This is a genomic window from Actibacterium lipolyticum, assembly GCF_900184935.1.
In the GTDB taxonomy this organism is placed as follows: Bacteria; Pseudomonadota; Alphaproteobacteria; order Rhodobacterales; family Rhodobacteraceae; genus Actibacterium_A; species Actibacterium_A lipolyticum.
Genome location: NZ_FXYE01000002.1, coordinates 1,356,378 through 1,369,131, shown reverse-complemented (window position 1 = coordinate 1,369,131; position 12,754 = coordinate 1,356,378). Strand labels below are relative to the sequence as shown.

General features: G+C 57.6%; 10 protein-coding genes. 2 read left to right on the top strand and 8 right to left on the bottom strand.

Translation table 11 applies throughout. From position 1 onward, the window contains the following. Positions 1-42: 42 nt before the first annotated feature. On the bottom strand, positions 43-855 hold the full coding sequence (locus COL8621_RS15330) for a hypothetical protein (protein ID WP_093968160.1): 813 nt from the start codon (positions 853-855) through the stop codon (positions 43-45). After that, the gene (locus tag COL8621_RS15325) at positions 852-3,116 is read right to left on the bottom strand and encodes a rhamnosyltransferase WsaF family glycosyltransferase (RefSeq protein ID WP_093968159.1); all 2,265 of its coding nucleotides are present in this window, start codon (positions 3,114-3,116) and stop codon (positions 852-854) included. Before COL8621_RS15325 ends, COL8621_RS15330 begins: the two co-directional genes overlap by 4 nt. Positions 3,117-3,346: 230 nt before the next feature. Between COL8621_RS15325 and COL8621_RS15320 the strand changes: the two genes are divergently transcribed. Then, positions 3,347-4,837, top strand: coding sequence for a M10 family metallopeptidase (locus tag COL8621_RS15320; RefSeq protein ID WP_093968158.1), 1,491 nt, complete (start codon positions 3,347-3,349; stop codon positions 4,835-4,837). On the opposite strand, the gene COL8621_RS15315 is transcribed toward COL8621_RS15320, so the two are convergent. Together COL8621_RS15315 and COL8621_RS15310 are read right to left on the bottom strand one after the other, a co-directional pair. Next, positions 4,834-5,514, bottom strand: a complete 681-nt coding sequence (locus COL8621_RS15315; protein ID WP_093968157.1) for an ABC transporter ATP-binding protein — start codon at positions 5,512-5,514, stop codon at positions 4,834-4,836. The genes COL8621_RS15320 and COL8621_RS15315 overlap by 4 nt on opposite strands. Before the next feature lie 4 nt (positions 5,515-5,518). Further along, positions 5,519-6,682, bottom strand: coding sequence for a KpsE/RkpR family capsule polysaccharide export protein (locus tag COL8621_RS15310; protein ID WP_235823898.1), 1,164 nt, complete (start codon positions 6,680-6,682; stop codon positions 5,519-5,521). Positions 6,683-6,785: 103 nt separating this feature from the next. On the opposite strand from COL8621_RS15310, the gene COL8621_RS15305 reads away from it, so the two are divergent. Further along, on the top strand, positions 6,786-7,562 hold the full coding sequence (locus COL8621_RS15305; protein ID WP_093968156.1) for an ABC transporter permease: 777 nt from the start codon (positions 6,786-6,788) through the stop codon (positions 7,560-7,562). On the opposite strand, the gene COL8621_RS15300 is transcribed toward COL8621_RS15305, so the two are convergent. The 4 genes from COL8621_RS15300 to COL8621_RS15285 form a co-directional block, all read right to left on the bottom strand. Beyond that, complete coding sequence (locus COL8621_RS15300; protein ID WP_093968155.1) at positions 7,563-10,130, bottom strand: calcium-binding protein; 2,568 nt, start codon at positions 10,128-10,130, stop codon at positions 7,563-7,565. A gap of 126 nt (positions 10,131-10,256) precedes the next feature. Then, entirely contained in the window at positions 10,257-11,714 is a 1,458-nt protein-coding gene (locus COL8621_RS15295; protein ID WP_093968154.1) for an ArnT family glycosyltransferase, read from the bottom strand. Then, positions 11,689-11,997, bottom strand: coding sequence for a lipid-A-disaccharide synthase N-terminal domain-containing protein (locus COL8621_RS15290; RefSeq protein WP_093968629.1), 309 nt, complete (start codon positions 11,995-11,997; stop codon positions 11,689-11,691). Before COL8621_RS15290 ends, COL8621_RS15295 begins: the two co-directional genes overlap by 26 nt. After that, positions 11,990-12,718 (bottom strand): glycosyltransferase family 2 protein, encoded by a 729-nt coding sequence (locus COL8621_RS15285; protein WP_093968153.1) that lies wholly within the window; start codon positions 12,716-12,718, stop codon positions 11,990-11,992. The genes COL8621_RS15290 and COL8621_RS15285 overlap by 8 nt, the downstream gene beginning before the upstream one ends. Positions 12,719-12,754: the final 36 nt, after the last annotated feature.

Below are 12,754 nucleotides of genomic sequence, written 5' to 3'. Positions count from 1 at the left end.
AGCATCGCGCCGAGCCAAAGCGGACAGCGATGCGCCAAAGTTTTAAGTCTTTAGGCGATTGTCGAAACCAAACCCTTCGATCAGTTGGGCGTTCTGCTTGTGAAAAAGGGCCTCTATCCAATTGATCCGGTCCGCAGTGCGCCCGGCGTCTGGCGCTGCGCAATTCTGCATCGCGCGGTGTAGCATCGCGCGCACGTCTTGGTCTGGGGCGCCCGCGTTGATTGCTTGGACGATATTGTCACAATCGTTCATCGTTAGGGATGGGTTTGATTGCGCGCGCGGAACGGTCCAATCCATATCATGAATGTTAAGCGCCGCGGTCCAGTCCGCGCGGATTTGTTTGTGGCTACTTAGCTGGAATGCCTCATCCGCAAACAAAGTGGCCCAGCCTTTCAGAAAGCCAGCGGCGGCCATCGCACGGCTTCGGTCCACCGCAAAAAGTTCAAACGAGCGCCCATCAAACGCGCAGCTTTCGGAAATGAAGGTTTCAAGGTGCTGTTTGATAAACTGGGAATAGTCTCCGAAAATGAATTCGCTGAACGGTCGAAGATATGCGTAAACGCGCACCTCCACCCCGGCTTCGGCGGCTTGGGCCGGCAATAATTGGGCTTTCCCAGCGGCCGCAAACAGATCTTCGTGGGATAGGACGACGGTGTGGTGATGTTTGAACAGGTCCGACAAATCAGGTGACCTGAGCCCCAGTGCGATTAAGCCATTTCCCGGATGCCCCTGGCCCGAATGGGGATAGTTGATGCCGCGATCTGACAGCCATGATTGGTTTTTCAAAAGCGCCTGCTGCAAAAAGGTTGATCCGCATTTTGGTGCGCCAACGTGAAGGAACAGTCGTTTGTTCATGCGCAACGCCTTTTGTAATTCCAGCCTTCGTGAAGGTGGGACGCCAGTTGTTCAACGGTTGCGTCCAGCGTCCATCCCATTGGAGAAAGATCAATTTGACGCGACGATGCATCCGGCGCGGGGGCGGCCCAGGCCTGCTTTAACGCGGCGGTCAACGCGGGGGCGGTGGGCGCCCCGGATATGATGGCCGGGCTGAGTTGCGAAAGGTCTTTGGGCCCAAAGCTGTTCGTCACGACGTTTGCGCCAGCGGCGGCCATTTCTATCGGAAGGTGGCTGGGGTGGGGTGAATACATCAGCGAAAGCCCCAGATCGACGGTGCTTAAGAAGGACGGATAGTCCGACCATGGCAGTTTGCCCAAGCTTCGCAGGCGAATATTCCCGGGAAGTTCAATGTCGCCATGTTTCAACCCGACGCTAACAACCGAAACATCGTCACGCTTTAGTCCACTGTCCCGCAGAAAACGCGACAGCGCGTCGACGGCGACGGGGAACATGTTGCGGGCAACTTCCGGGCGGCCGTAAAGGGCGATAAGCTTGTGATCCGGTCGTCGCTTTGATGGCAAATCGGCGTAACGCGAGATGTCGATAGACGGGCGAAAGACTTGGGTCGAAGGACCCGCAAAAGTGAATCCGTGTTCTGCAAAATAGTCACGCAGCAAGCTCGTATTGAAAATCGGGTGAAAGTCGAACGCATAGCTTTCCATCGCCCCGGCATATTCTGCGCCCCACGGGTAAAAATTCGGCTCAAAGTCTTGGATCAGGTAATGGAACCGCGTTTGTGAAAAGCGGCCCGATTGCAAGATGTGATTAGCCTGATGGGCGGTCCACCACGCGGTGGCGAAAAAGCGATCTTGTGGGTGGCAGACCAGACGGCGATCATTGCACCCACACTGAATTGAAATGCGCCCCGATGTGCGCATGCGATCAGCACTGCCTTGGACGCGCTGTAATATAAACTCTAACGAGGCTGACGGTGCCGCAATTGGTAGGTCGGTTGCGATGAACCGAACCGGAACGCCTCTTTCGGCCAATCCGGTGCCGAAATCCAAGGCTGTGACGATGCCGGCAAATATCTCTGCCGGGTTAAGCGTGGGGACCAGGATGTTCATCACTGGCGCGTCGGCCGTCATGACGGGCGTGAATTTGGGCTTCGTGCGTTGATCGATCTTTTCCGCCCAGTTCGCTGCGGGTTCCGGGGTTGCGATTTCGGGGCTGGCAGCTTGGGGAAGGGGGCCGGGTGAAAGCGCGTAAACCCGCGCATCAAACTCTTTCAACGCGCCCTCGACGCCGCCGCTCATCGCGTTTTTCAATGCCCAGACAGAGCGGCCAGTTGCAATCAGCGCAAAGTGCAGCGCAGTCCGCGCCAAAGACGCGTGCCCGCGCAGCGCCAACAGAGCCGAATCCGCCACGAAACGCGGCCCGATGGTTATGGGCGAAAGAAAGGGTTTTAGCTTTTTCAACGCTGTCTGTTCTTCTGCGCCATGGCCCAGCCGCAGAACCAAACTGCGCGCAAGGTACATTGCCAATGCGTAAGAGGCTGCCCGGCGGCGCAGCCAAACCCGCCCGAACTTTTGGTTTTCGGCGGCATGTGTGATCGCGCCGACGGCGTTGGCGGCATGTTGGCGGTAATCGACAAGCTGCGCGTCAACAAAGGCTACCTTCGACAAAACGGTCGCAACAAGCGCCAGCCACAGGTCATGGTAAAAATGCACTCCGTCCTGTGGCGGGAAGGGAAGGGCGGCTTCGACCACGCGTCGCGTCATCAGGACCGTCATGCCAGTTACGTTATTGCGATAGAGCAGACCGCGCAGTCCGGGCAATTTATCGCGCCGCTCCATCCGGAACAGGGATTGATGAAGCAGATCGCCGTTTTCATCCACCACCCTTGCATCGCTGTGTACAAGATCTGCGTTCTTCGCGCGCATTTCACTAAGGCTGGTTGCCAGTTTGTCTGGGTGCCAAATATCATCTTGGTCACACAGTGCGAAAAGGTTGGTTCCCGGCATTTGCGCGGCCCCGGTCGCCAGCCCAAATTCAAAGGCCCGCACGGCATCCAGCCGGTCCGCCGGGGTGGCGATGTCGTAGGCCAGCCCAGCCTCTTTCGCGGCTTCATCGATCAACGTGTTTGATACAGTGTCGGCGACCACAAACAGAACAGAATGGGCCTGATGGGTTTGCCGCGCAATTGACGCAAGTTGGGCGCGAAAATGAATCTCATTTGGCTGGAAAACGGGAAGAATTATCAAAATATGGTCTGTCATAAGCGGGTATGCGCCTTGCCCATTGGGGAGCCTTTGATCCCAGAAAAAACCACTGGCGTTTGAGGGGCTTTCGACCCAACGCGCCACGCGAAGGGGGATATTCGTGCTGCCGCATAGCCCCCGTTGATGACGACGCTAAGTTTCAATCGTTGAAAAACCGTTTCTGAAAGCATCGAAAATGCCCTATACCGGCCTTCGTGTGGGGCAGCACAAATTTAAGAGAGCAAGTAATGGGCAAATATTTTTCGGGACTAAGCGGCGCCTCGGCGCTTGCTGAAACGTCCACGATCCGGGCCGCCGCATCCGGCAAACCCGTCTATACGGTTGACCAAATCGCGGACTATCTGATCGATGGCCTTTGGCCGCGCAGTTCTTTCAATGTTACGACAGGCGGTACACTTACGGTGCGCCTAAGTGGCCTCACAGCCGAAGGTCAGCAGTTGGCGCGCTGGGCGCTTGATGCATGGTCGGATGTTCTGGGTATCACGTTTGAAGAGGTCGCTTCGGGACCGGCTGACATCATCTTCGACGATGTCGATCCGTCGGGGGCGTACTCCACCTCAAACACGACGGGCGAGACGATCAATTTCTCGTACGTGAATGTTCCGGTGAATTGGCTGAATGCTTACGGCACGTCGATCGACAGCTATTCGTTCCAGACATACATCCACGAAATCGGGCACGCGCTGGGGCTGGGCCATGCGGGCGACTATAACGGCACCGCGAACTTTTGGACGGACGCTGTGTACGAAAATGACAGCAACCAGATGTCTGTCATGTCCTATTTTAGCCAGACAGATAACCCCTTCGTCGACGCGTCATTCGCGAGCATTGTGACGCCGATGATTGCTGACATGGTTGCCGTAGCAGAGCTGTACGGCACCACGACGACGGCAAACTTGGGGGATACGGTTTACGGCGCGAATTCCAATGTCGGCGGCTACATGGGAGAGCTTTTCGGCATTCTCTATGACGGTAATTCATCAGAGTCCGACTTTTACGACGGTGGCCCCGTGGCCTTCACGATTCTGGACAGCGGTGGGATTGATACGTTGGATTTCTCGACCGTTTCTGCGGGCCAGAACCTTAACCTGAACGCCGAGGCGATTTCCGACGTTGGCGGCCTTGTCGGCAACTTGGTGATCGGTCGCGGGACGGTCATCGAAAACGGTTATACCGGTGCAGGCAACGATGTGCTGACCGGTAATGATGTCGACAACATCCTAAGCAGCGGCGCGGGCAAAGACAGGGTTATCGGCGCGGGTGGTGACGATGACTTGGACGGCGGTAACGGCAACGACCTTCTGGGCGGCGGTGCCGGTGAAGATACCGTGGCCGGCGGAAACGGCACTGACTTCCTGTTTGGTGGCGACGATGCCGATGGCCTTAACGGCGGCGCTGGGCTTGATTTCCTAATCGGCGGCGAGGGTGCCGATCGTCTGGATGGGGGCGGCGGCAACGACATGATGATCGGCGGCGCGGGCGCGGACATCTTTGTGTTCACTAGCTTTGTTAGTGGCGAGGCAGACTCGATCCGTGATTTCGAAGACGGTCTTGATCTGATCGAACTTGCTGGCGTTGCCGGGTTCAGCGCGCTGACCATCAGCGATGCATCCACGGCGCAGATCACTGCGACAGTGGTCGAAGTGAACGGCCTGTCGATCACCCTGCAAGGCGTCGAGGTTGCCGATCTTTCGGCTGATGATTTCGTGTTCGTCTAATCCGTCAGCCCCGGCTTTTGTCGGGGCTGCACAACCGCCTGATGATGGCGGATCGCGTCGTTGACGTTGGTGTAATAGGTCAGTTTCCCTTCGTCCAAAACGGCGCCGTGCTGACATAGTCTTTGCACCATACCCAACGCATGCGTTACGATAATTGCACCGCTGGTTTTCAGGCGTTCAGCGAAGACGGCTTCGCTTTTTTGCTTAAAAGTCGCGTCACCGACTGATGTGACTTCGTCCACCAAATAGGTATCAAAGGGCACGCCCATCGAAATCCCAAATGCCAGACGCGACCGCATGCCAGACGAATAGGTCCGGACGGGCAGGTTGAAGTGATCGCCCAGCTCGGCGAAGTCGGCGACCCATTCGCACAGGGCATCCGTATCGGTGCCATAAACCCGGGCGATGAACCGCGTGTTTTGTGCGCCCGTCAGTTCGTTGTGAAAACTGCCCGAAAACCCAACTGGCCAGGAAACACTTCCCGTTGATGTAACGCGCCCCTTGTCGGGTTTCATCGTGCCCGCGATCATCCGCAGCAGGCTGGACTTTCCCGCGCCATTCCGCCCCAACAGCGCGACCGACGCGCCTGTTGGGAAGGTGGCCGAAATACCGTCGGCGACCACCTTACGCTTTCCACGCAGGGCATAGGTTTTGCGAACGCCGCAAAGCTGGATCATGGCGTTACTGCCTGTCCCGTAAGCTGAAATAGGTCAGCGTTAGAATCGACCACCCCATCAGGCAAAGCCCGCTGAACACGCCTAGCCATACAAGCCGATGCGGATGTTCGGCCGTTTGTGCGAGGGTGGGGCCGATATGTGCGGCCAAATAACGGGATTGACGACGCGCCTCTGCGCCGGCGGCTTCGACAGCTGCAAGAGTTGCCAGATAGCTTTTTTCGGCAAACTCCAAGTCAACGGTAAGCGCTTCGTATTCGCTTAGCAGCCCAGCCAAAGCCACATCTTTATCGACGCGGCTAAACCGGTCTCTTTCCGCGTCTATGCGGGTTTCGATAACACCGACGCGGCGTTCCAGCTGTGCCAGCCTTGGGTCGTTTGGGCGGGTGGTTTGGCGCAGTAGGTCAAGTTCTATCAGGGCGTTGGCCTGTTGGGCTTGAAGGTTGGAGAGAAGGCCAAGCTGCCCCTGCGCGTCTTCGCGCGGGTCAAAGATTTGCGTGCGCTTGCGAAAGTCGGTGACCGCACGGCGCGCTGATTTCAGCCGCGATTCGGCACGCATCATGTCGTCCCGCGCCAAGCGCATCGTGTCATTCCGCGCGGCCGTGGACAGCGCGTTGATCATCGCCGAACTTTCATCGAAAACCGCCTGTGCGATGGTCTGTGCGTCGTGGGGCGCAAAGGCAAGCACCCGCAGGTTAATCAGGCCACTGCCGGGGTCATGGTAAACCTTCACTGCACGCCGCCAATGTCGAACCAATTCTTCCATTGATGGATCAGGGCCGACACTGAACACAGGATCGCCGGTCTGCGAAAACATCTGAGGAAGATCCAGCCGACTTTGCAGCCGTTGCACCATGTCCTGACTTTGCATGAAATCAAACAGGATGTCGGCATCCGAAGTGCCGACGTTTGCGAAATCGGTGAAGCCGCCCAACAACTCGACCGCTGATCCCCCTTCCTCTTTCTGAACGGAGAACCCGATGTAAGAGGCATATTGGTCCTTCGCGTATCCAAACAGATATCCCCCCGCAGCCAAGGCTGGCAGTAGCACCAGCAAAGCAAAGCTGGCCACCACGGCGATATGGCGCGTGCGGACACGCGCGGGTTCAGCAGGCTCCGCAATAACCACAGAAGGATCGGCGGCCGGAATTTTCAGCGCTGTGACCTGCAAATTTCTGCCTCCGGTAACGTCTGATTCAGTGGCGCCTGTTAGGCCGGGACCACACACCTTTTCCAATTGCTACCCGTCGCGAAGTTTAAAAACGGTTCACAGAATGCAACATTCCCGCAGTGTCGCGGCCCCGCGCACGGTCTTTGCCCTGATCTTACGAGAGGTCGCTTCGACGCACGGCCGATCAAAAGGCGGGTATCTTTGGGCAGTGATCGAACCTGTGGGCGGGATCGCATTGCTGACGCTGGTGTTTTCGTTTGCGTTTAGAACGCCGCCGCTGGGCGACAGTTTTCCACTTTTCTATGCGACGGGTTTCTTGCCCTTCTTGATGTATCAAGACGTCGCTCAAAAACTGACCACGACTTTGCGTTTTTCCAAACCGCTTTTGTTCTATCCGCGGGTTACGTTTGCCGACGCTCTGATCGCGCGGTTTTTGCTGGGCTCTTTGATGCAGTTGGCCGTCAGCGGAGTGATCATTCTGGGTATATTGGCAACCTTCAGAATTGGCACCTTCGTTGATCTGCCCGAAATCGCGCTTGCCTATGCAATGGCGGCATCGCTGGGATTGGGGGTTGGCACGCTGAACTGCTGCCTGACGTCACTGTTCCCCTTGTGGGAGCGTGTTTGGGCCATCGCGAACCGGCCGCTGTTCCTTGTTTCCACCATCTTTTTCCTGTTCGAAACAGTGCCACCCGCTTATCGCGCGTGGCTTTGGTTCAACCCGTTGGCGCATGTGATCGGGCAGATGCGCAAAGGCTTTTATCCGATGTATGCAGGGGCGTTTGTTAGCCCGCTTTATGTGTTTGGAATGGCAAGCGTCATGCTTGCAGCCGGGTTGATGTTGCTGCGCCGTCATCACAGCGCGATCTTGAATGACTAATCAGACAAAGATGAAGTCTGACACGTCAATATCGTGTGCTGACACCCCTTCGATCAGGATCACATGGTCATTGTAAGAAAGCTCTACGAAGGTTGAATAGCCGCTGATGCTTAGGCTGTTGAACCCACCGGGAATGCCTTTCATGCGGATCGCATCTATGCCGTCTTCAAAGTCGGTAATCACATCGACCTCTCCGTCGGTGAAGTCGTTGAAGACGAATATGTCGGCCCCTTCGCCGCCCGTTAGGACGTCAAAGCCAACGCCGCCGTTCAACGTGTCGTTGCCGCTTTCGCCGTACAATTCATCATCGCCATCGCCGCCACCGATAAAGTCGTTTCCGGTACCGCCCCAAGCTTTGTCATCAAAGCTGCCCGCGCCGATTTGGTCATCGCCGTCACCGCCATACAGTTCATCTTTGCCGGTGCCACCGCCCAAGCTGTCGTTGCCTGCGCCGCCATAGACAATGTCGTTGCCATAGCTGCCCGCCATCGTGTCATCGCCGTTGCCGCCGTATTCCAGATCGGCGCCATAGCCGCCGCTTGTCACATCGTTCCCGTCCCCTGCGTCGATGAAATCATCGCCGTTGCCAGACCCGATGGTGTCGTTACCCGTGCCACCATAGATGGTGTCGTTTCCGTTGCCGCCGCCGATTTCATCATGGCCCGCGTCGCCATAAACAGTGTCGTCGCCATCCGACGACGAAATGTTGTCGTTGCCATTGCCGCCATGCAGCGTGTCATTGCCGGCGTGGCCGAGCACCTCGTCGTTGCCGTCACCGCCCAGCAATATGTCATCGCCACCGCGCCCCTCTAGCCGGTCACGGCCATCCCCACCGCGAAGTTCGTTGGCGTTGTCATCGCCGGATAAGCGGTCGTCGAAGTCAGAGCCGATAATTCCCTCAACCTCGACAAAGACATCCCCTTCGGCGTCGCCCGTGTTCGCGCTGGGTGTTTCCAGATCAGCGATGACTCCCACAGTGGCCAGTGCGTAATCTGCGAAATCAAACCCGTCCCCGCCGTGCAGCCGGTCACCGCCGCCGCCGCCGGTAAGCAAGTCGTCCCCACTGCGCCCATAAAGCCCCTGCGCGCCATCGCCAGCAATTAGTTGGTCATTGGCAGAGCTGCCTTCGACAGATGACAGTTCGTCCAAGGGATCGTAGGCCAGCGAAACACGGGTGACGTTCACCACATCGGCGGTCGTGAAATCCGCTGCCTCCAGCGGTTGGCCATCGGCGCTGTGCAGCACGATCTGTTCCGTCCCCAGCTGAAGGATCGCGCCATCCGCCGTTGGGGTGATGGTTAGCGATGAAACGCTGTGAATCATGCCAAGCGCGGACAAATCCAACCGGTCGATGCCAAGCTGGAAATCCATGATTTCGTCTGCCTGCCCGTCGGGGGTGAAAATGAATAGGTCCGCGCCGCTGCCGCCCGTCAACTGGTCTTGCCCATCGCCATCAATCAATATGTCGGCACCTGCCCCCCCAGACAGTGTGCCGGTGCTAACCAGCACCTCATCCTGCACGGCAGAGGGAACGAACCTGAACTGTGACATCCCCCCTTCGGCGGCCGATATGACGAACAACTGCACCTCGTCCCCGACGGTCTGAACGGCTATTTCGCTGACATTGCGCAGGCTGTTCTGCGCGCTATCCACCAGCGTTTGAACGTGCAGCAATCGCCCATCGGGCAGCAGCGTGAACAGCGAAAGCCCATCATCGCTTCCAGCGGCCAGAACGTAGACTTGGCCATTCAGGGTAAAGCTATCCAACACCGCGGCGTTGGCGAAACGCGTCGTTTGGTCATCCATGATTTGATCGACAGGCATTAGCGTCCCGTCCTCCTCTATTCGCAAGACTGTCAGGCTTGATGTTGTGGCCGAGGCAAGGATGGCGAAGGTTGCGCCGCCCAGTTCGACCACCTCAATGTTTTGGGGGGCACCAATGGGCAGGTATTCGGTTGCCCCGATGGCGTCGGTGACTGCCAAGTTGCCGTCCGGCATAATGCGATAACAGGTCACGCCATCTTCGGTGGACGAAGCAGCGATCAGGTAATCAACGCCCGCCACCTTGGCATGGGCCATTGACGTGATGTTGGCGGCATAATGGCTGGCATCGTCTGTGGCATAAGAAACCGCATCGATCGTGCCATTACCACCCACCGTGAAAGTCGCGACCCCCGCGCCATCCGTCGCGGATAGAAACATAAAGGTCTGCCCCCCGCTTTCGACGGCAAGTGCTTCGATCCGGTCAGCCTGTTCGCCGGATTGGTTGTCAAAAAGGGTCACGCTTTCTGTTTCAGCCATTGCCGTTACCGCGGCCAGATCGGCATGGGCCAAAGTCACAACGGCGTTGTCCAGAATAAGGGTGACATCTTGGCCGGGAAGGGGGTGTTGATATGCAGTGGACGCGACACCGGCCAGCGACCCTTCGGACAGGGTGAATGTAACCACCTGTCCGCCTCCGCTATCGGCAAGCACAAGCTGCCCTGACGCACCGTCCAGCCTGGCCACGCCAAACGGCGTTGTCAGAACATCATCAACAACGGTTCCCTGATAGGCGAAATAAGCCAACCGAACCCAACCCTTTCCACACACCCCTGTGTGGGATCAGCATCGGACAACGGGCTTAACCACTGCTTGCCGGATTGTGGCAAGGCAGGGGCGATTAGTGAAAATTCAACATATCTTAAACAGAGGTTACGGCGCGGCCCAGCAATCGCCGGGGACAAGGTACAGCCGTTTGGTCTTGCCGCCATAGGTGCCCGACGTTGGGCTGATCGTGGTGACAGGCTGTGCGTCGGGTTGGCACACTGGGGGGCGGCGGCTGTCGGCGATGTACAGCACTGGGCCAGCTGTTTCGTCAGGCAGCGGATATTTCAGAGCATAGTGATGCGCCGCCCGGCCCGTCGTTGGCAAAGCATAAAACGAAAGCCCGCTGTCGCGCCCAGTATAGAACAGATCGGCCAAGATATCGCGGTTCTGGGCAACAACATCTGTGGTGCCTGTACGCAGAGCGGTTTCGATGATTTGCAGGCTCATCTCGTCGCGACCGGTGTATCGTTTCAGGGCGGCACTATCCTGCGTTGCTGGTGTTTCGGCGAACACCCCAATGATGGGCAGCGCAAGCGACAAAGCCCCGTTCACCACAAACGATGCAACAAGCCAGCGGGGCGTCATCCACGGAATAACAGTCACTGTTCCAGCCAAATACGCGGCCGCGGCCCAGTTTGCATAGGCGCCTGACAACAGCGCCTGAACGCAGACAACAGCAAGGATGGGCAAGGTGAATATCAGCAGAAATTGGCGCGCATCGCTTTGTTTGCGGGCGCGCAAGGATTGCCAAATCAGCGCGCCAAACAGCACAGGGCCAAACACGGCGAATTGGCTGATCAGGAACTCAGATAGTTTGGCAAGGCTCAGCCCGGCCTTTTGACTGGGGTCGCGAACCCAATCGGCGTTGTCCAACGTGTGTTCGACCGTCGTAAACCCGTTCAGAACGTTCCAGATGATGTTTGGCGAAATGACCACCAGAAATGCGACAAGTGCGATCAAAATATCCCGCAGTCTTGGGCGTGCTTGGGGTATCAGCGCTGCAGCGATAGGCGCGCAAATCAGGTAATAGATTGCCGCGTATTTTGACAAAAACGCCAACCCAACTGCCGCGCCTGTCAGCACCGCCCACCAAGGCGCGCTTTTTTCCAACAGCCGCAGATAACCCGCCAGCGCCAGCGCCAGAAAGGGAAACATGATCGTGTCGGTCGAAATCAGGATTGATGACAGCGCGACCATCGGCAGGGTGGCAAACCCGGCGGCGACCAAGATGCCAGCGCGCCGCCCAAACACGTGGGCCGCGATGCTGCCAAGGATCAGCGCCGTCGCGCCATGAAACAGCGGTGCAGGCAGGCGTACCCAAAACGGCGCGTCACTGCCCGCAAGGTCTGTGAAAAACCGGATGACCCAGCCGATCATCGGGGGTTTGGAATAGTATCCGAACGCCAGCTCTTGGCCCCAAAGCCAGTACTGGGCTTCGTCTACGAACAGGTCCATCCGGTTGAATGCCAAAAGGCACACGCGAAAAGCGGTTATCGCAAGAACGATCGCAACGGCGGGCGCGGCCCAGCCAGCGCGTTCAGGCTGTGTTACGCTTTTCAGCATAGATCAGCCAAAGATTGCGAAGATAGATGAACAGCCCCATCGATTGGCCCAGAATGAACACCGGATCCTGACGGTAAATCGCATAGGCAAACAGAATTATCCCGCCGCCGATCGAAAAGTACCAGAATGCAATCGGCACGACCGATTTGCCAACGCGTTCCGATGCGATCCATTGCACAAGAAAGCGCGCGGTAAACAGCAGCTGCCCCCCAAGGCCGATCATGACCCACCAGAACTCTCCCCATGACTGAACGTTCAGCCATGTGAACACGGACTCAGCCATCGGTGCGTTCCACCGGTTGTGCCTTTTTGCGGCGGCGGATCAGCCACGCAACGCCGATTAGGTCATAGACACCGACCAGCGCCCGCTGGATGTTGCTGTAGTTGGAGCTGCCAGCGTGACGTTCGCGGTGGGACACATCGACCAGCGCAATTTCCCAGCCGTCACGTTTGAACAACGCGGGCAAATAGCGGTGCATGTGGTCGAAATACGGAAGCGCCAGAAACGCGTCGCGGCGAAACCCCTTTAGGCCGCAGCCTGTGTCGCGCGTGCCGTCTTTAAGGATCCGCGCGCGCAGGGCGTTCGCGAACTTAGAGGCCCATTTCTTTGACGCTGTATCCTGCCGTCCAACACGCTGACCGGCGACAAGGCCCAGCCGCCCGGTTGTGTCTTCAAGCAGTGGTGTGAACAGTTTCGGTAGTTCAGAAGGCGGGTTTTGCCCGTCGCCATCAAGCGTACAAACGACGCCGCCCTTGGCTGCCAGAACACCGCTGTGAACGCCCGCACTTTGCCCACCTGAATTGGCGTGCTGCAAAAGGCGCAGGGTTGGATGCGTGGCACGCAGCGCCAGCACCTTTGCGGCAGTATCGTCGGTTGAACCGTCATCAATGATGATGATTTCGTATTCGGCCTTCCCGTCGCACGCGGCGGCGATATCGGCCAGAACCGTCTCTACATTCTCGGACTCGTTTTTCATTGGAATAACGATGGAGACAGCGGTCATTTGGGCCTCGCAGGGGGCAGAATTGCAGGGGCGTTA